We start from the raw sequence: 17,515 nt of genomic DNA, 5'->3' as shown, positions 1-17,515 counted from the left end.
CCGCCTAAATGCAAACGATTTGCATCTATAAAGATAGCACAAGCAATCCATGAAGGCAAGGGTTCCCGCTCATTAAATGCAAGTCCATTGCATTTAACTGCAATAATATATGCCCGGCTGCACCTGTTTATACCTGCATCCCGGCGGCGAGGGAAGCTACGCCAGCGGCCGGTAGCGGCTGACGATGGCTTCAGCCACCTTAAGGCCGTCGACGGCGGCGGAGACTATACCCCCGGCATACCCCGCCCCTTCGCCCGCCGGGTAAAGGCCCCCTATGCTGGCCTCAAAGCGTTCATCGCGCCAGATGCGCACCGGGGAAGAACTGCGGGTTTCCACCCCGGTCAGTACCGCCTCCGGCAGGGCAAAGCCGTAAACTTTGCGGTCAAAAACCGTTATGGCTTCCCTTAAGGTTGTCACTACATAATCAGGCAGGCATTTTTTTATTTCCTGGAGGGTTATACCCGGGCGATAGGTGGGCCTAACTCTGCCCAGTTGTTCCGAAGGCCGCCCGGCCAGGAAGTCGCCCACCAGCTGGACCGGGGCGTGATAATTTTCCCCTCCCAGCTGGAAAGCCAGCCGTTCCCACCGGCGCTGGAACTCGATCCCGGCCAGAGGGTGATCGCTGCCAAAATCCTCCGGCGTTACTCCCACTAAGAGGGCGCTGTTGGCATTCTCGCCATCCCGGGCATAGGTGCTCATGCCGTTGGTCACCACACCGCCAGGTTCCGAGGCGGCAGCAACCACGGTACCCCCGGGGCACATGCAGAAGGTATAGGCCGAGCGGCCGTTGGGAGCGTGGTAGGCCAGTTTATAATCGGCCGGCCCCAGGACCTCCAGATCGGCAAATTGCTTGTACTGGGCAAAATTAATCAGATCCTGGGGATGTTCAATGCGTACCCCGATGGAAAAGGGTTTGGGGCCGGCCCGCACCCCGCGCTCTACCAGCATGTTAAAGGTATCCCTGGCGCTGTGGCCGCAGGCGAGAACGGCCACCGTTGCCGGCAGCTTTTCCGTACCATTTACAATCAGGCCCCGCAGGCGGTTGCCGTCCAGATCCATACCGGTGACCAGGGCGTTGAAATAAACCTCGCCTCCGAGGCGAATTATTTCATTACGCAAATTTTTAACCACATAATGCAGGATATCGGTGCCGATGTGGGGCCGGTAATAATAAAGAATCTCCTCCGGCGCCCCGCATCGTACAAATTCTTCCAGGACGAAACGGCAGCGATGATCGTTTATCAAAGTCGTCAGCTTGCCGTCAGAAAATGTCCCGGCCCCGCCCTCGCCGAACTGGACGTTGCAGCCGGGATCCAGGTGGCCTTCCTGCCAGAAGCGGGCCACCATCCTGCTCCGATTGTCCACATCGGCCCCCCTTTCCAGGAGGACGGGCCGGTATCCCTGGCGGGCTAAAAGCAGCCCGGCAAAAAGGCCGGCCGGGCCGGTGCCGATAATTACGGGACGGTGGGCGAGTTTTTCCCGGCCCGGTTTGACGAATTGATAGACGGGGTAGGCGGCCCGGGAGATGGTTTTATCGCCGGCATGCTTTTTTAAAAGGCGGCTTTCATTTTTTACCCTGGCATCCAGGGTATAGACCCAGTAGATCATCTCCCGGGAACGGGCATCCAGGGACTGGCGGTAAATGGTAAAACCCTGTAAATCCCGGGCCGGTATGCCGAGCTTGCGCAGCAGGGCGGCCTGCAGATCCGGCATTCTATCTGTTACCGGTATCTTGATACCTGTAACTCTAAGCACTGTTTCACCTTCTTTAATCTAAGCGGTTATGATTTTATTTTACCATCTGCCTCCCGGGCTTAAATATCCGGGCAGGAATAAAAAAAGACGGTCCGGCTACCCTCGTACTTCGCCGAAGATAACCTGGGACCGCTGGCAAAAAAACAAAACGCTACTCCGACTCACGGGCAAACTTTTGCCTTAAATAGCTGCTTCACCCATTTCACCGGTACGAATACGGATGGCATTTTCTATGTTACAAATAAAGATTTTCCCATCGCCGATGGAACCGGTTCGGGCTTCCCTCAAGATGAGGTTAATCACTTCTTCTACATCTTTATCCAGGACAACAATTTCCAACTTAATTTTAGGTAACAAGTCAATAGTATACTGGCTGCCACGGTAAACTTCAGTTTTGCCCTTTTGCAGGCCGCAACCGGTAACATGGGTTACGGTCATCCCATTGATGCCGTATTTACCCAGGGCCTCTTTCACAGCTTCCAACCTTGCCGGCCGGATAATGGCCTCGATCTTTTTCATTTTTCCCCGCCTTTCCTTTAACTACAATATCCTACCTCAGCGGACTTGCGTACCCCGCAGGACGAAATCGCCGTAGGCCTGGATACCGTGCTCGTAAATATCCAACCCTTCGCTTTCCTCTTCCTCAGATACCCGTAAACCTACGGTAACTTTAAGGATGGCAAAAAGGATGGCTGCTGTAACTACAGTCCAGGCAAAAACTGCTGCCACGCCAATTAACTGGGTGATCAACTGGGACACCCCGCCGCCGTAGAAAAGGCCTCCCTCGACGGCAAAGAGACCGACCATAATGGTCCCAAAGGCACCGCTAAAAGCATGGACGGAAACGGCGCCAACGGGGTCATCAACCTTTAAAACCTTATCCATAAATTCGACCCCCAGGGCCGTTACGCAACCTGAAAGGAAACCGATAATCACAGCTCCCAGGGGACTGACGACAGCCGTCCCGGCCGTAATGCCAACCAGTCCACCCAGGGTACCGTTCAGGGTCAAACTGACATCGGGTTTCCCAAAACGCAGCCAGGGCAGGATGAGGCCGCCAAAAGCCCCTGCCGCCGCGGCCAGGTTAGTCGTGACGGCGATGCGGGCAATGTCCGGCGTGGTACCGGAAAGGGTACTGCCCGGGTTGAAACCGAACCAGCCAAACCAGAGTAAGAAGACACCCAGGGCTCCCAGGGTAATGCTGTGGCCGGGAATAGCCCTCACACTGCCGTCGGGGCCAAACTTGCCGCGTCTGGGACCCACCATGGCCGCACCTACCAGGGCCGTCCAGCCGCCAACCGAGTGGACTACCGTAGAACCGGCAAAATCAATGAAGCCGCGCTGGGCCAGCCAGCCGCCGCCCCAGGCCCAGTGGCCGACTACAGGATAAATGACAGCACTGATCACAAAGCTGTAAATCAGATAAGCGATAAATTTTGTCCTTTCAGCCATGGCCCCCGAAACGATGGTGGCAGCCGTTGCGCAAAAGACAGTTTGGAAAATCAGGAAAGCATAGAGGGGAATCTTCAGCCCCAGGTGTTCAAAGTTACCTGTGGTCCCCCAGCCGGTGGTCCCAATAAAGCCACCGGCGTCAACGCCAAACATGATGGCAAAGCCTACCAGCCAGTAGATAATAGAACCGGAACAAAAGTCGATGAGGTTCTTCATGACAATATTGGCTGCATTTTTGGCCTGAGTGAAGCCGGTTTCGACCATGGCAAAACCCGCCTGCATTATGAAAACTAGAAAAGAAGCTATTAAAGTCCACACGGTATCAATGGCAGTCGCATTGCTGGCAGCCGTCGGCTCCCCGGCCCAGGCGACAGAAGGGAGAAATAACATTACGCTTACAATGATGAGAATGATACCGATCCTGCGTCCTGAAATTTGCATGGTTTTACCTCCCCCAAACCTTTTAAACGAAATTACCAGCTCTTCCTAACCTGTTTGCCCATAGCTAGTTACCCCCTCCCTGGTGTTAAAGAGTTAAAAAATAAAAGGCGCTAACCCAGGGGGTTCAATCCACCCTGTTCAGCGCCTTTGCTTGCTCCCAACATTAGGACAGTAATAAAGCCGCTATCTTAAAAAAGATAGCGGCTTCATCGCCCCGTAAGCACCATTGCTTACGTTATTTAATTATGTTTTTATTATAATCACCAGCAATCCCGATGTCAATAATAAATAAAATCTTAAATGGAATAATCAGGTATTGATGCCTCAGGACAGCAAAACCTTTATTTTTAACGGCGCCACCAGAAAACGACTACAACCAGAAGGGCCAGTAAAATCCGGTACCAGGTAAACAGGAGGTAACTGCCGTGGCGCAGGTAGCGAAGTAAAAACTTGATGGCTAAAAAACCGACGACGGCTGCCGTCAGGACCCCCAAAATAAAAGCCGTGTTGATATCAGCCGGGGTTAAATCCTTTAACTGCAGCAGGGCCGCCCCGGCGATAATCGGCACCGACATGAGGAAGGAAAAGCGGGCTGCCGTCTCGCGCTGCATCCCGGTAAGGAGCCCGGCGGACATGGTAATACCGGAACGGGAGACGCCGGGAATTATGGCCAGGGCCTGGGAAAGACCAACAATAATGCTGTCAGCCAGGGTAATATTTTCCATTTGCCGGGTTTTACGACCCACCCGGTCGGCCCACCACAGGCCAATTCCCATCAAAGTAAGGGTTAAAGCGATGAGCAGGGGCGAACGGAAAACCGTCGCGGCCTGATCTTCCAGGAGATAACCAAAGATGGCCCCCGGGATAGAGGCAACAATGAGGTACCAGAAGAGGCGCCCATCCAGGCTGCGGGGCTGCAATAAGCCGCAAATAACCAGTTCTATCAAGTCCCGCCAGAAATAAGCGACCACGGCAATGAGGGTCCCCAGGTGCAGGGCGACGTCAAAGGTTAAGCCCGGGTCGGGCCAGCGGAAAAACCAGGGAAGCAAGACCAGGTGGGCAGAACTGGAGATAGGCAAAAACTCGCCCAGGCCTTGGACCAGGCCCAGGACAATGGCCTGGATAAAGTTCATTCTCATACTCTCCTTAGAATTTAGTTACATAGCAAGTTTATCTTCACCCTGCCCTCGTGTCAAGTATTGCCGTCCTGTTGCCCGTGTCAAGAATCAGCACATGGTCAATAAACGGTTATCAAATCCTTGAGGTCGTTAAATCTGCTCGGCCCGATACCGGAGACATTCTGCAGGTCTTCAATGGTCCGAAAGGGGCCTTTCTGGTTCCGGTAGTCGATGATGCGCTGGGCCAGGGTAGGGCCTATGCCCGGTAAACTGTCCAGCTCCGCCAGGGTGGCGGTGTTAATATTTACCTTACCGCCTGCCTTAGCAGTACCGCCGGCAGTGCCTCCCCCAGAAGTTACCGGGCCGGAAAGATTGCTACCTGCCGCTCCTGCCTCCCCCTGGCGGGGAACAATCACCTGCTGGCCGTCATTTAAAGGCGCGGCCAGGTTCAGGGCATTGGGATTGGCCTCCGGTAATAACCCTGCCAGGCTCACGGCTTCGTTGACTCTGGCCCCGGCCTTGAGCTCGTAGACACCGGGCCTCTGCACCGCCCCGGTCACATGGACCTGGATGGTCGGTGGTTTAGCGGCAGGTTTGTCCCCGGTAACAGCCGCCGCGGCTTTATCTCCCGGCACAACCCGGGGCAGCTCTTCTGCCGTTTGCCGTTCCTGCCAGCGGCCGTACTGGAGACCGGCGCCAAACAGGAAGGCCGCCACCAGGGCTACAGCCAGCCAGCGTACACGGCCGTCCCACTCCCACATTTTCCTATCACCCCGGTAAAAAATAATTTACTTAATAATTAACAATACGACTCGAATCGTCTTATTCCTGCCATTGACGCCATATTCTACCACCAATAGAGGCAAAAAGCCCCCGCCAGGAACGAAGCCGTCAGAAGAAATAAATGGACAAAGCCGGTGTTCCGGCACCGGCTTTGTCACAAGCTATTACCTGCATAGTAAAACTGTAAGGATTTAACGGAAAAAGAGCAGTGTGTCCAGGATAAAGAGGGGAATTAAAATGCCTATCGACCAGGCCATATAGCCGAAGAAGCTCGGCATGCGGATGGCATTCTCTTCCGCTATGGAGCGCACCATAAAGTTGGGCGCATTGCCGATATAGGTATTGGCCCCCATGAACACCGCCCCACAGGATACGGCCATCAACATCTTGGGAGCCACTATCCCCAAAGTGGTCGGTACGCCGCTGGCAGTTCCCAGGCTGGCGGCGGTGGTCAAAAACACCAGGTACGTGGGCGCGTTATCCAGGAAGCTGGAAAGGGCCCCCGTGGCCCAGAAAAACTGCGCCGGCTGGGTCAAGCCCAGTTCAGCGCCGCGGGCGTGGAGGATGGCCAGGGCCGGGATCATGGTCATAAAAATACCGGCAAACAGGGTGGCCACTTCCTTGATGGGACCCCAGGTGAAACGGTTATCTTTCCGGATAACCTGGGGAGTAGTTTTTAGAGATAGGAAGGCTGCCAGGAGAATGGCCAGGTCGCGGATTATATTAGTGTAGGGCAGTACCACTGCTTCCTCCCCGTGCCGGAACAGGGTGATGCCGTAAAGGGCACCTGTTTTCAGATCGGCGAAGGCGGGATTCTTGGCCAGGATGCCGCTTAAAATAACCGCCCCGACAATGATGCCCAGGAAAATAAGATTATGCAGGCCATCTATCACCAGGGGCTCCCGGCTGGTCTTCAGCTTAGTAACAACTTCTTTACGGTAAAAGTAACTATCCAGGAAATAATATAAGGCCAGGAGAATAATTACATTAAATCCCATAGGGGCAATTAATCGCATCGTCCAGAAGAAGGGAACGCCCCTTAAATATCCGAGGAACAGGGGCGGGTCGCCCACGGGTGTCAGGGAGCCGCCGATATTGGATACAAGGAAGATAAAGAAGATAATTATATGGGCCTTATAACGCCGCCACTCGTTGGCCCGGATCACCGGCCGGATCATGAGCATGCTGGCTCCCGTCGTTCCCACCCAGCTGGCCAGGCCGGTGCCTACCAGCAGGAGCAATAAGTTCACGGCCGGAGTTCCCTGCAGGGTCCCGCGGAGGATAATTCCTCCCGACACTACAAACAGGCCGAAGAGGAGGATGATAAAGGGCAGGTAATCAAGCAGGTATACTTCCAGGGCCTGAAAAAATGCGGTTCCGCTGCCGAAAGCAATTAAAAAGGGAATAAAGAAAACCAGGGCCCAAAACGCGCTGACCTTGCCCATGTTGTGCTCCCACCAGTGGCCGTTAACCAGCGGGAAGATGGCAATGGACAGCAACATGCCTACAAACGGCAGTACGCTCCACCAGGGTAAAAGCTGGCCCAGTTCATTTCCGCCAGATGCCCAGGCCACACCGCTCCAGGCGAGAAAAGAGCCCAATACCATCAGCACTATCAGCAGAAGTCGTTTAAGGGACATTCCATCCATCCTTTCTCGAGTTCACTCCATACGAGCAACAGTTTAACCTAACAAGAGCCATTTTTCCACCCTTTTTGACAATAACCGGAGGACCCATTGATACCATCTTTATTTTGATAATCACGCCCCCTGCTGGAAGCCGGGAGGGTTGCAGGTAGACCTGTGACCGCCCTCCCGGAGCCTACCAACCTTGAAGGCCGGATCGCTTTTAACTCGCCCGACGGGCAACGACATTGACCAGCTTATCCGGCACCACGATGACTTTAACCACTTGCTGGCCGGCAAGGAGGCTGGCCACTTTTTCCCTTTTTAAAACAAGCTTCTTGACCTCTTCTTCAGGCAGCCCCGCCGGAACCTGCATCCGGTCCCTAACTTTACCGTTGATCTGCACCACCAGGGTTACCTCTTCTGTTACCAGGGCTTCAGGATCATAGGCAGGCCAGGATTCCAGGTGCACGCTCTCCCGTCCCCCCAGGCCCTGCCATAGCTCCTCGGCAATGTGGGGAGCAAAGGGGGCCAGCAAGGTTACCAGCTTACGCAAAACCTCGCCCATCAGCGGCAGGTTTTGTTCATTTACAGCAACGGTGTCCTGGTAACGGTAACAGCCGTTCACCAGCTCCATAATGGCACTGATGGCCGTATTAAAGTTAAAGCGCTGCTCGATATCCTCGGTAACTTTCTTGATGGTGGCGTGGAGGAGCCGCCAGAGCTCGCTGTCGGCGGGAGTGTTCACCGCGGGGGTGCCGCCGGCTCCACGCACGGCACCGGCATAGGCAGCCACCAGGCGCCAGACCCGGTTTAAGAAGCGGTAGCAGCCCTCCACACCCTGATCGCTCCACTCCAGGTCCCGCTCCGGAGGGGCGGCAAAGAGGATGAAGAGGCGGGCGGTATCGGCGCCGTAGCGCTCAATTATCTCTTCCGGGCTGACAACATTCCCTTTGGATTTGGACATCTTGCTGCCGTCCTTTAAGACCATTCCCTGGGTCAGCAGGTTCTGGAAGGGCTCCTCGACCCCTATCAGGCCAAAGTCGTACAGGGCCTTAGTAAAGAAGCGGGCATACATGAGGTGGAGGATAGCGTGCTCTACCCCGCCGATATACTGGTCCACGTTCATCCAGTAGTCAACCTTATCCCGTTCAAAGGCCCGCTCCTTGCTGTGGGGGCTGGTGTACCGCAGGAAATACCAGGAGGAGCAGACAAAGGTGTCCATGGTATCTGTCTCCCGCCGCGCCGGGCCGCCGCACTGGGGACAGGTGGTGTTGACAAACTCGGGGCAGTTCTTTAAGGGTGATTCCCCCGTTGGTTTAAACTCTACTCCCTCGGGCAGGATAACCGGCAGATCTTCTTCGGGCACGGGTACCAGGCCGCAGTGGTCGCAGTAAATCATGGGTATGGGCGCGCCCCAGTAACGCTGGCGGGAAATCAGCCAGTCCCGCAGGCGGTAGTTCACCCGCGCCTTGCCTTTACCTATACTTTCCAGGTATTCAGTAACCTTATGAATGCCCTCCCGGTTGGGCAACCCGCTGAAGGGACCGGAGTTGACCATGATGCCGTCCTCGACGTAAGCGGCGGTCATGGTGGCGCCGTCAAGTTCCTGGCCCTGGGGCTGGATAACTACCTTGACCGGCAGGTTGTACTTGCGGGCAAATTCGAAGTCGCGCTGGTCATGGGCCGGTACCCCCATAACCGCCCCGGTACCGTATTCCATGAGGACGTAGTTGGCAATCCAGATGGGCACCCGCTCGTTGTTGACCGGATTTACGGCATAGGCACCGGTAAAAACGCCTTCCTTTTCCTTCTCGGTAGCCGTCCGGTCCAGATCGCTCAAATAGCGGGCCGCCTGGACAAACTGCTCTACTTCCTTTTCCTGGGGTTTCCCCGCCGCCAGTTGCATCACCAGGGGATGTTCGGGAGCCAGGACTATATAAGTAACCCCGTAAAGGGTATCCGGGCGGGTAGTAAATACCGGTATTTCCTCGCCGCTGCCTTCCACCCGGAAAATAACCTCGGCGCCGGTGCTCTTGCCGATCCAGTTTTCCTGCATGATTTTAACTTTTTCCGGCCAGCCGGGCAGCTTCTGCAGGTCGTTCAAGAGCCGCTCGGCATAAGCGGTGATGCGGAAAAACCACTGTTCCAGGTCTTTGCGCATGACGGGGGTATGACAGCGCTCGCAGGCGCCGTCAACTACCTGCTCATTGGCCAGGACGGTGGCGCAGGAAGGGCACCAGTTGACGGCGGCTTTTTTACGGTAGGCCAGGCCGTGCTTGTACATCTGCAGAAAGAGCCACTGGGTCCAGCGGTAGTAACTGGGATGGCAGGTAGCCACCTCCCGGTCCCAGTCGTAGCTGATGCCCATGGCATGGAGTTGGCGGCGCATGTTGGCAATATTGCTCCAGGTCCACTCCGCCGGCGGGATGCCCCGGTTGATGGCCGCATTTTCCGCCGGCAGGCCAAAGGCGTCCCAGCCCATGGGATGGAGGACGTTGTAGCCCTGCATGCGTTTAAAACGGGCGACCACATCACCGATGGAATAATTACGCACATGGCCCATGTGTAAATTCCCGGACGGGTAAGGGAACATCTCCAGGCAGTAATACTTTGGTTTGCTGCTGTCTTCCGTTACCCGGTAAAGGTCGCTTGCTTCCCAGCGGCGCTGCCATTTAGGTTCAATTTCCTTGAAATTATATTTTGCTTCCATCATTGGTCACTCCCAGGCTCGATACTACATGGCATCTATCTTAATCACCCTGGCATCCCGCCACAGGCGTTCCAGGTCGTAGAAACGACGCTCTTCTTCCCGGAAGATATGTACCACCACCGCACCATAATCGAGCAAGATCCAGCGGGCGGCATCCCAGCCTTCCCGGTGCAGGAGCTTTACCCCGTTTTCCCCCAGGAGTTCCTCCACCCTGCCGGCAATGGCCTGGACCTGAGTTGCCGATGTACCGCTGGTAATAACAAAGTAATCGGCAATGAGGGTAATACCTCTAAGATCCAGGATTACCGGTTCCAGTCCCTTTTTTTCAACTATTGCCCTGGCCGCCAGCTCAGCTACCCGGGCTGCATCCATTAATTAATAACCTCCCCTGGCCAGTAAAATGTAGTTGCGCGCCTCCACCGTGGCCGGGTGGAGGGGCTGTTCTTTATCCAGGATGTAAATAATACTGGATTCAAAGGCTTTCAACAAAGCTGCCTCCAGGTCTGTTGCCGCTATTTTGCGAAGGGCATTGACACCGGCAAACTGGCGCCCGGGTTCAATGACATCCGCCAGGTATATAATTTTATCCAGCGGCGTCATGGCCGGTGCCCCTACCGTGTGCCGGGCCACGGCCTGGAGAATGGCTTTATCGGTTATCCCCAGCTCTCGCTCCAGGAGCAGGGCTCCCACGGGACCGTGGAGTAAAACCGGCAACCGCCTTTCCAGCTCACAGGTTATGAGCCCCGCAGCCCCGGCCAGGTCCAGGAGCTGCTCCGGCGGCAAATCCCGGGCATAATCATGTAACAGGCCCGCCAGGCGGGCCTGTTCCGGGTCAATACCATTTTTTACTGCCAGTCCGGCTGCGGTATCAGCAACACCCAGGCTGTGGCGATAACGCCCTGCGGGCAGCCGGGCTGCTAGAAGCTGCATGTACTTTTTCACTTTATTTAACCTCCGCCTGGCAGCTAACAAAAACCCCCTATTTTTAATAGGAGGTTAAACTCAATCCGGGTCTTACGAACGGGCCCGGGCTTCGTTGACGGTTAAGACGCGGTTACCAAGTTCGGCACCATTCATGGCGGCGATCATGCGGTCGGCATCGGCATCGTTGACTTCCACGAAACCGAAGCCCCGGGACCGGCCCGTCTGGCGGTCGGTAATAATGCGCGCGCTCAACACTTCGCCGTGGGCCGCAAACGCCCTCGCCAGTTCTTCCTCAGTGGTAGCCCAGGGAAGGTTGCCCACGTACAGGGTACGCACCAATGCACTTCACCTCTTCTTCGATGTTAGTAGTAGTATATAGTCCTAGCTCTCTGCATATACGCCACAGTTCCGGGGCCGGTACAACCCCTGGCAGTGGATATATTCTTCTACTGCCTCTGGGAGCAGGTATTTAATCGGTTTTTTATTTTGTACCCGCCAGCGGATATCAGTAGAAGATATGGCCAGAGCCGGGACTTCGATGAGATGAATACGGTGCCTACCCTCAACCGGTAACATGGGTCTGGACTCCCCTGGCCGGCTCAACTGAAAACCAGGACGCGTGGCGGCAATAAAATGGCACTCTTGGAGGAGCCTGTCGACATCCTTCCACGTCAAGATCTCCAGGATGGCATCGGCACCGGTAATAAAGAAAAGCTGGACTTCAGGGCCGTAAAAGCGGCGAAATTCAAGAACTGTATCGATGGTATAAGAATAGCCCTGCCGGTCAATCTCGCTCCTGGATACTTCAAAGTAAGGATTGCTGGCTGTAGCCAGGACCGTCATCCGGTAGCGGTGCTCCGGATCGGTGACCGGGTAGTCCTTCTTATGGGGAGGTCGCCCGGAAGGGACAAACACCACTTTTTCCAGGGCAAATTCCCAGCGGGCGGCTTCGGCCGTTACCAGGTGACCGAAATGAATGGGGTCAAAGGTGCCTCCCATAATTCCTACCCGCCGGTAGTTGTTAAATGTCTTCATAACTCCCTCCCGGTTCCCTATGCTGTTATTTTAACAATTACTGACGAATCTGTCCACTACCAAAGATAATATACTTAAAAGTAGTCAGCTGCTCCGGACCCATGGGACCGCGGGCATGGAGCTTCTGGGTGCTGATGCCGATTTCGGCCCCAAACCCGAATTCATAACCATCGGTAAAGCGGGTGGAAGCATTGACGTATACGGCGGCGGCGTCAACCCGGGCCAGGAATTCCCGTGCTGTCTGGTAATTGCTGGTGACAATGGCCTCCGAATGTTTGGTGCCGTAGGTATGGATATGCTCCAGGGCCGCTTCCAGGCTGTCGACCACCCGGACGGCCAGGATCAAATCCAGGTATTCGGTAGCCCAGTCTTCTTCGGTAGCTGCTTCGGCCCAGGGTATAAGCTCGCGGGTGCGTTCACATCCCCGTAAAATAACCCCTTTTTCCTTCAGGGCCTCTGCCAGGGAAGGCAGGAATTCTGCCGCCACCTTTTCATGGACCAGCAGGGTCTCCATGGCGTTGCAGACACCGGGGCGCTGGGTCTTGGCATTGATAACGATATTTTTGGCCATCTCCAGGTCGGCTGCGGCATCGACATAGACATGGCAGTTGCCCACGCCCGTCTCAATCACCGGCACCGTCGCATTCTCCACCACCGTCCGGATGAGGCCGGCGCCTCCCCGCGGTATCAAGACATCCAGGTATTCATTGGCGCGGAGCAAAAGGTTAACAGCTTCGCGGTCGGTAGTCTCAATTAACTGGATGGCCCCCTCCGGTATGCCGGCGGCCGTTGCCGCCCGGCTGATGACCCGGGTCAGGGCCCGGTTGGAATTAAAGGCCTCGGAGCCGCCGCGCAGGATAACGGCATTACCGGTTTTCAAGCACAGGCCGGCCGCATCTACCGTCACATTGGGCCGGGCTTCATAGATAATGCCGATAACCCCCAGGGGTACCCGCACGCGGCCGATCTGCAGGCCGTTGGGCCGCGTCCACATGGAAGTAATTTCGCCCACCGGGTCGGGCAAAGCTACCAGTTCCCGCAAACTCACGGCCATGTCTTTGATGCGCTTTTCGTTCAAGAGGAGACGGTCCAGCAGGGCCCGGGAAAGCCCCTTCTCTTTGCCGGCAGCCATATCCCGGGCATTGGCCTCCAGGATAAAATCCTTTTCCTCCTCCAGGGCCCGGGCCATGGCCAGCAGGGCTTCATTTTTTATACTGGTGTTCAAGTTAGCCAGTACGCGCGCCGCTTCCCTGGCCAGCTTGCCCTTGGCCTGCACTTCCGCAGCTATATTCATGGCAGCCACTCCTTTATGTTTTTCTCCTTTCAGACCAGCACTATCATGTTATCCCGGTGCACGATTTCATCGTAGTCTTTATAGCCTAAGATTTCGACAATCTCTTTCGTTTTCCTGCCCTGGATGCGGCGAATGGCCTCGGCCGGATAGTTGGACATACCGCGGGCAATTTCCTTGCCGTCCGGATCGATTATGCTGATAATGGCTCCCTGGTCAAAGTCGCCGTAAACGGCCACCACACCCCCCGGTAAGAGGCTTTTGCCACCCCCGCAGATGGCCCTGACGGCCCCGGCATCCACCTGGACCTGGCCCTGGGCGGCCGGCCCGTAGGCCAGCCAGCGCTTGCGGGTATGGGTGCGGTGCTCCCGGGGGATAAAGATGGTACCCACTTCTTCCCCCCGCAGGACGGCGCTGATTCTTCCACCCTCCAGGCCGCTGGCGATCACTACCGGGATGCCGAAGCTGGTGGCCAGCCGCGCGGCCTGGAGCTTGGTGGCCATGCCGCCGGTGGACCAGGTAGAACCGGCCCCCCCGGCCAGGGCTTCGATCTCCGGCGTAATTTCTGTAACACACCGAAGTAAAGTGGCATCTTTATCAGTCAGGGGGTTGGAGGAAAAAAGGCCGCCGGTATCCGTCAGCAGGATTAAAATGTCGGCGTCGACCAGGCCGGCCACCAGGGCGGCCAGGGTATCATTATCGCCTACCCGGATCTCGTCTACGGCCACGGTATCATTTTCATTGACTATGGGTACCACGCCCAGGCGCAACAGGGTGGCCAGGGTGTGGCGGGAATTGAGGTAACGGCGGCGGTCAGCCAGATCGTCCCGGGTCAAGAGGACCTGGGCTACAAGCAGCCCGTAATCGCTAAACAATTTTTCATACATGTGCATGAGCAAGCCCTGGCCCACGGCGGCAGCGGCCTGTTTTTCCGGCAGTGTCCTGGGTTTTTCCTTCAATCCCAGGCGACCCATGCCCGCCCCCACGGCCCCGGAAGTAACCAGCACAACCTGGCGGCCGGTGTTGACCTGATCCACCAGTTCCCGAACCAGGCGCTCCATGCGTTCCAGGTTTAACTTGCCTGTTTTATGGGTCAGGGTGCTGGTGCCTACTTTGACTACCAGCCTGCGGACCTGTTGCAGGGCCTCGCGGCACTCCCTCTCCGTCAAACCCGTCACTCCTACTAAAATAAGGTTCTATCAAAAACGGCGATTGCTGGTTGATCTGTACTCCAGCTTCTTGGGGTGTGGTGGGTACAGGCTTCAGGCTCCGGCGCCTGTACCCACCACCCCCTTGCCTGGCATTATCCCCCTCGCTTCCGCCAGATACCATCTTTTTCATACCATTTGGGATCCAGTACCTTTATTCCTCTTCCCTGTACTCAAATTCATATTTACCTATTCTTACCGTAGCGCCGGGGAAGACGCCGGCCTCGCGCAGGGCGGCATCGAGGCCCTTCTGCTGCAGGTAGACCTGCAGGCGGCGCACGGCTTCGTCGTTATCCAGGTAGGTCATGGCCACCCGGCGCTCGATTTCTCTATTTTTAACCAGGAAGACGCTCCCTTCCCTGGTGATTGTTATCTCTTCCGGGGTAAAGGTCGTTACCTTTTCTTCTTCGGGTTCCAGTAAAGGTGCCGGCGGCGGCAGTCTTTTAAGCATGCCTGCCAGGTGATAAAGCAGGGGCTCAAGGCCGGCGCCGGTGGCGGCGGCAATGGGAAAAACGGGATAAGCATCCCCTAAGCGTTCTTTAAGGTAAGCCACTTTTGCTTCCCCGCCGGGGATGTCCATTTTGTTGGCGGCTATTATCTGGGGCCGCCGGGCCAGTTCGGGGTTATAGTGTTCCAGCTCTTTATTGACAGTCCGCCAGTTATTAAGGACTTCTTCGGCCGGTAAAGATACGTCGAGGACGTGGACCAGGACCCTGGTGCGCTCGATGTGGCGTAAAAACTTTAGCCCCAGGCCGGCGCCCTGGTGGGCACCTTCAATCAGACCGGGTATGTCGGCCACCACAAAGGAGTTCTCTTCATCTACCCGAACCACGCCGAGAACGGGAGTCAGAGTGGTAAAGGGGTAGTCGGCAATCTTGGGCCGGGCGGCGGATATACGGGAAAGCAGGGTTGACTTGCCGGCATTGGGCATGCCGATGAGGCCGACATCGGCCAGCAGCTTTAATTCCAGGAGCAGCCAGCGTTCCTCCCCGGGTTCGCCCTTCTCGGCATAGGTAGGTGCCCGGTCCGTCGGTGAAACAAAACGGGCGTTCCCCCGGCCGCCCCGGCCGCCGGCCGCCACCACGACGCGCTGGCCGTGCTCTACCAGATCGGCCAGGACCTGTCCGGTAGCGGCATCCCGGACTACCACCCCTACCGGCACCCGGAGGACTAGATCCGGGGCACTGCGGCCGTGTTTATTTTTCCCCTGGCCGTGCTGGCCCCGCTCGGCCCGGTAGTGGGAGCGATAGCGGAAATCGACCAGGGTTCTTAAAGACGCATCGGCTTCCAGGATTACGCTGCCGCCGCGACCGCCGTCACCGCCGCTGGGACCGCCGCGGGGGACATATTTCTCCCGCCGGAAGGCGACGACACCATTGCCGCCGTCGCCGCCGCGCACGTAAATTTTGGCTTCGTCGTAAAACAAGGGAAATAACATTCCTCCGAAAATAGGGTTATGGTTTCCTCAAGAGCAGTCCCATTTCTCCGGTTCCCGGTTGCCAGGTAAAGGGAACCTGGTGGCGCCCGGCCAGATCGGCCAGGTAGTTTACTGCACCGGCAGGTACGTTTGCCGGTACCCCGGCTTTAAAGGACAGGTAATAGCCTTCCTCCCCCTCGGTCAGGCTAACCTGAAGGGTATTCCCTTCGCCGGCCAGGGCCACGGCCAGGTCCCAGGCGGCCTCCCAGAGGGCGAGGGCTGCTTTATTATCCATGGTCAGGTTTTCCATCATGGTATGTACTGCTAATGTCAGGGTTATACCCCTGGCAGCTACCTGTTCCATTTTAAGAAGGCTTAGCAGAGCCAGGTCGGGTTGTTTCAGGCGCATCAGCCGCCCCAACTGCTCCAGCTCGCCGACAACCTCTTGCAGATACGATAGAGCCCGGTCACTTTTTTGCAGCTGGAGATAACCGGATATTACCTGGAGGTGGTTCAAGATATCATGTCTCTGCCGGCGTAACAAAGATATTACATCCGCGGCCTGCCAGGTCATGCCAGACACCTCGCCCCTTATTATTTTGCCCATTCACCTGCCGTGGTCCCAGTCGCTAAGGTCATAGCAGAAACCCCTGGAAATTTCCAGGGGTTCTTTTTAACTGGCATAAACGCTTACTTGTTTCTTCTCGCGGCCTTTACGCTCAAAACGGACTATGCCGTCAATCAGGGCAAAAAGGGTATCGTCTTTGCCAATCCCAACGTTCAGGCCCGGGTGGATCTTGGTACCGCGCTGGCGCACCAGGATGTTGCCGGCCTTAACAAACTGGCCGTCCTGTCTTTTTACCCCCAGGCGTTTGGCCTCACTATCGCGGCCGTTCCGGGAACTACCTACACCTTTTTTATGGGCAAAAAGCTGTAAATCCATCATCATCTCGCCCACCCCCTTGCAACCTGAGTTTTCCACGTTTTTACACCCGCCGGTACTCTAACCGCACATAATCCCCATAATCCGTGGCTATGGCATTTAGCCCGGTTTCTATCGTCTTTAAAATCACCCGGGCCTTCTCCTGGCCGGCGGGGCTTAAGCAAGCCGGTAAGCGGCACTCCAGAAAGCCTTCCCGGATGCTTACCCTGGGTTCCTCTTCCAGATGATCCTTCAGGCTCAAGACTGCCGTCTGGGCCAGGGCCGATACGGCGGCACAGACGATATCCTCGCCTTTAGGCCGGTAACCGGAGTGGCCGGAAACGGTAAAGCCCGTAAGGCTTCCGCCCCTTTCCTGCCAGAAGACAATCCTTATCATTGCACCTCAATTTTTTCAATCCGTAACCGTGTGTAGGGCTGACGATGACCCTGCTTGCGCCGGTAGTTTTTCTTGGGCTTATACTTGAAAACAATTATCTTCTTGCCCTTGCCATGGGCCTCTACGGCAGCGGTAACCCTGGCGCCGTTCACGTAAGGGGTGCCTACCTGCAGGTCAGCCCCTTCACCGACGGCCAGCACCTTATCCAGGACTACCTTTTCGCCTTCGGCAACCGGCAGCTTTTCTACCCGAATGACGTCGCCCTCGCTAACCCGGTACTGCTTGCCGCCGGTCATAATAATGGCATACACCTGAAATCCCCCCAAGCTAAGACTCGCCACCGCCAGGTACCTTATTAAAAAGGTTTTAAAACCTGCGGCGAGCGGTTTAAAACTCTGGTGCGGCTTTTTGCAGTGTAACACATCTTCCCAGCA

At 56.1% G+C, this 17,515-nt stretch carries 18 protein-coding genes and 1 other annotated feature; all 18 genes read right to left on the bottom strand.

Annotated features, from left to right (window positions below; translation table 11 throughout):
• Positions 1–156: 156 nt before the first annotated feature.
• Positions 157–1,755 (bottom strand): NAD(P)/FAD-dependent oxidoreductase, encoded by a 1,599-nt coding sequence (locus tag MCACP_RS03080; protein ID WP_406677923.1) that lies wholly within the window; start codon positions 1,753–1,755, stop codon positions 157–159.
• A 180-nt stretch (positions 1,756–1,935) separates the two neighbouring features.
• Positions 1,936–2,274 carry a P-II family nitrogen regulator gene (locus tag MCACP_RS03075; RefSeq protein WP_406677922.1) on the bottom strand — a complete coding sequence of 113 codons (339 nt, stop codon included), beginning with the start codon at positions 2,272–2,274 and terminating at the stop codon, positions 1,936–1,938.
• Positions 2,275–2,310: 36 nt separating this feature from the next.
• Complete coding sequence (locus MCACP_RS03070) at positions 2,311–3,597, bottom strand: ammonium transporter (RefSeq protein WP_406678667.1); 1,287 nt, start codon at positions 3,595–3,597, stop codon at positions 2,311–2,313.
• Positions 3,598–3,995: 398 nt separating this feature from the next.
• Positions 3,996–4,781, bottom strand: a complete 786-nt coding sequence (gene uppP / locus MCACP_RS03065) for an undecaprenyl-diphosphatase UppP (RefSeq protein ID WP_406677921.1) — start codon at positions 4,779–4,781, stop codon at positions 3,996–3,998.
• A 104-nt stretch (positions 4,782–4,885) separates the two neighbouring features.
• Positions 4,886–5,527, bottom strand: a complete 642-nt coding sequence (locus MCACP_RS03060; RefSeq protein ID WP_406677920.1) for a helix-hairpin-helix domain-containing protein — start codon at positions 5,525–5,527, stop codon at positions 4,886–4,888.
• Positions 5,528–5,740: 213 nt separating this feature from the next.
• A complete protein-coding gene (locus MCACP_RS03055; protein ID WP_406677919.1) occupies positions 5,741–7,189 on the bottom strand; it encodes a sodium:proton antiporter in 1,449 nt (482 codons plus the stop codon).
• Positions 7,190–7,397: 208 nt separating this feature from the next.
• Positions 7,398–9,887, bottom strand: coding sequence for a leucine--tRNA ligase (gene leuS / locus MCACP_RS03050; protein ID WP_406678666.1), 2,490 nt, complete (start codon positions 9,885–9,887; stop codon positions 7,398–7,400).
• A 24-nt stretch (positions 9,888–9,911) separates the two neighbouring features.
• Positions 9,912–10,259, bottom strand: coding sequence for a ribosome silencing factor (gene rsfS, locus MCACP_RS03045; protein WP_406677918.1), 348 nt, complete (start codon positions 10,257–10,259; stop codon positions 9,912–9,914).
• A 3-nt stretch (positions 10,260–10,262) separates the two neighbouring features.
• A complete protein-coding gene (yqeK, locus tag MCACP_RS03040) occupies positions 10,263–10,829 on the bottom strand; it encodes a bis(5'-nucleosyl)-tetraphosphatase (symmetrical) YqeK (protein WP_406677917.1) in 567 nt (188 codons plus the stop codon).
• A 72-nt stretch (positions 10,830–10,901) separates the two neighbouring features.
• Entirely contained in the window at positions 10,902–11,147 is a 246-nt protein-coding gene (locus MCACP_RS03035) for an RNA recognition motif domain-containing protein (RefSeq protein WP_054936377.1), read from the bottom strand.
• A 45-nt stretch (positions 11,148–11,192) separates the two neighbouring features.
• Positions 11,193–11,846, bottom strand: coding sequence for a nicotinate-nucleotide adenylyltransferase (gene nadD / locus MCACP_RS03030; protein ID WP_406677916.1), 654 nt, complete (start codon positions 11,844–11,846; stop codon positions 11,193–11,195).
• A gap of 37 nt (positions 11,847–11,883) precedes the next feature.
• Complete coding sequence (locus tag MCACP_RS03025; RefSeq protein WP_406677915.1) at positions 11,884–13,140, bottom strand: glutamate-5-semialdehyde dehydrogenase; 1,257 nt, start codon at positions 13,138–13,140, stop codon at positions 11,884–11,886.
• 29 nt (positions 13,141–13,169) lie between these two features.
• Positions 13,170–14,306, bottom strand: a complete 1,137-nt coding sequence (proB, locus tag MCACP_RS03020; RefSeq protein ID WP_406677914.1) for a glutamate 5-kinase — start codon at positions 14,304–14,306, stop codon at positions 13,170–13,172.
• A gap of 193 nt (positions 14,307–14,499) precedes the next feature.
• Positions 14,500–15,771 carry a GTPase ObgE gene (gene obgE, locus MCACP_RS03015; protein ID WP_406677913.1) on the bottom strand — a complete coding sequence of 424 codons (1,272 nt, stop codon included), beginning with the start codon at positions 15,769–15,771 and terminating at the stop codon, positions 14,500–14,502.
• A gap of 28 nt (positions 15,772–15,799) precedes the next feature.
• Positions 15,800–16,336 (bottom strand): Spo0B domain-containing protein, encoded by a 537-nt coding sequence (locus tag MCACP_RS03010; protein ID WP_406678665.1) that lies wholly within the window; start codon positions 16,334–16,336, stop codon positions 15,800–15,802.
• Between the two features lie 99 nt (positions 16,337–16,435).
• Positions 16,436–16,705, bottom strand: coding sequence for a 50S ribosomal protein L27 (gene rpmA, locus MCACP_RS03005; protein WP_172613671.1), 270 nt, complete (start codon positions 16,703–16,705; stop codon positions 16,436–16,438).
• Between the two features lie 43 nt (positions 16,706–16,748).
• The gene (locus tag MCACP_RS03000) at positions 16,749–17,081 is read right to left on the bottom strand and encodes a ribosomal-processing cysteine protease Prp (RefSeq protein ID WP_406677912.1); all 333 of its coding nucleotides are present in this window, start codon (positions 17,079–17,081) and stop codon (positions 16,749–16,751) included.
• On the bottom strand, positions 17,078–17,392 hold the full coding sequence (gene rplU, locus MCACP_RS02995; RefSeq protein ID WP_141265437.1) for a 50S ribosomal protein L21: 315 nt from the start codon (positions 17,390–17,392) through the stop codon (positions 17,078–17,080). Before rplU ends, MCACP_RS03000 begins: the two co-directional genes overlap by 4 nt.
• A 9-nt stretch (positions 17,393–17,401) precedes the next feature.
• Positions 17,402–17,479, bottom strand: a sequence feature (ribosomal protein L21 leader region).
• Positions 17,480–17,515: the final 36 nt, after the last annotated feature.

It is taken from the genome of Neomoorella carbonis, assembly GCF_045278715.1.
Lineage (GTDB): Bacteria > Bacillota > DSM-521 > Neomoorellales > Neomoorellaceae > Neomoorella > Neomoorella carbonis.
This window is presented reverse-complemented; position numbering and strand designations above follow the sequence as displayed.

Excerpts from the sequence above, each read along its gene's own strand:
- MCACP_RS03075 (WP_406677922.1), bottom strand. The coding sequence starts at position 2,274 with ATGAAAAAGATCGAGGCCATTATCCGGCCGGCAAGGTTGGAAGCTGTG.
- MCACP_RS03070 (WP_406678667.1), bottom strand. The coding sequence starts at position 3,597 with ATGTTATTTCTCCCTTCTGTCGCCTGGGCCGGGGAGCCGACGGCTGCC.
- uppP (WP_406677921.1), bottom strand. The coding sequence starts at position 4,781 with ATGAACTTTATCCAGGCCATTGTCCTGGGCCTGGTCCAAGGCCTGGGC.
- MCACP_RS03060 (WP_406677920.1), bottom strand. The coding sequence starts at position 5,527 with ATGTGGGAGTGGGACGGCCGTGTACGCTGGCTGGCTGTAGCCCTGGTG.
- MCACP_RS03055 (WP_406677919.1), bottom strand. The coding sequence starts at position 7,189 with ATGTCCCTTAAACGACTTCTGCTGATAGTGCTGATGGTATTGGGCTCT.
- leuS (WP_406678666.1), bottom strand. The coding sequence starts at position 9,887 with ATGGAAGCAAAATATAATTTCAAGGAAATTGAACCTAAATGGCAGCGC.
- rsfS (WP_406677918.1), bottom strand. The coding sequence starts at position 10,259 with ATGGATGCAGCCCGGGTAGCTGAGCTGGCGGCCAGGGCAATAGTTGAA.
- nadD (WP_406677916.1), bottom strand. The coding sequence starts at position 11,846 with ATGAAGACATTTAACAACTACCGGCGGGTAGGAATTATGGGAGGCACC.
- MCACP_RS03025 (WP_406677915.1), bottom strand. The coding sequence starts at position 13,140 with ATGAATATAGCTGCGGAAGTGCAGGCCAAGGGCAAGCTGGCCAGGGAA.
- MCACP_RS03010 (WP_406678665.1), bottom strand. The coding sequence starts at position 16,336 with ATGACCTGGCAGGCCGCGGATGTAATATCTTTGTTACGCCGGCAGAGA.
- rpmA (WP_172613671.1), bottom strand. The coding sequence starts at position 16,705 with ATGGATTTACAGCTTTTTGCCCATAAAAAAGGTGTAGGTAGTTCCCGG.
- MCACP_RS03000 (WP_406677912.1), bottom strand. The coding sequence starts at position 17,081 with ATGATAAGGATTGTCTTCTGGCAGGAAAGGGGCGGAAGCCTTACGGGC.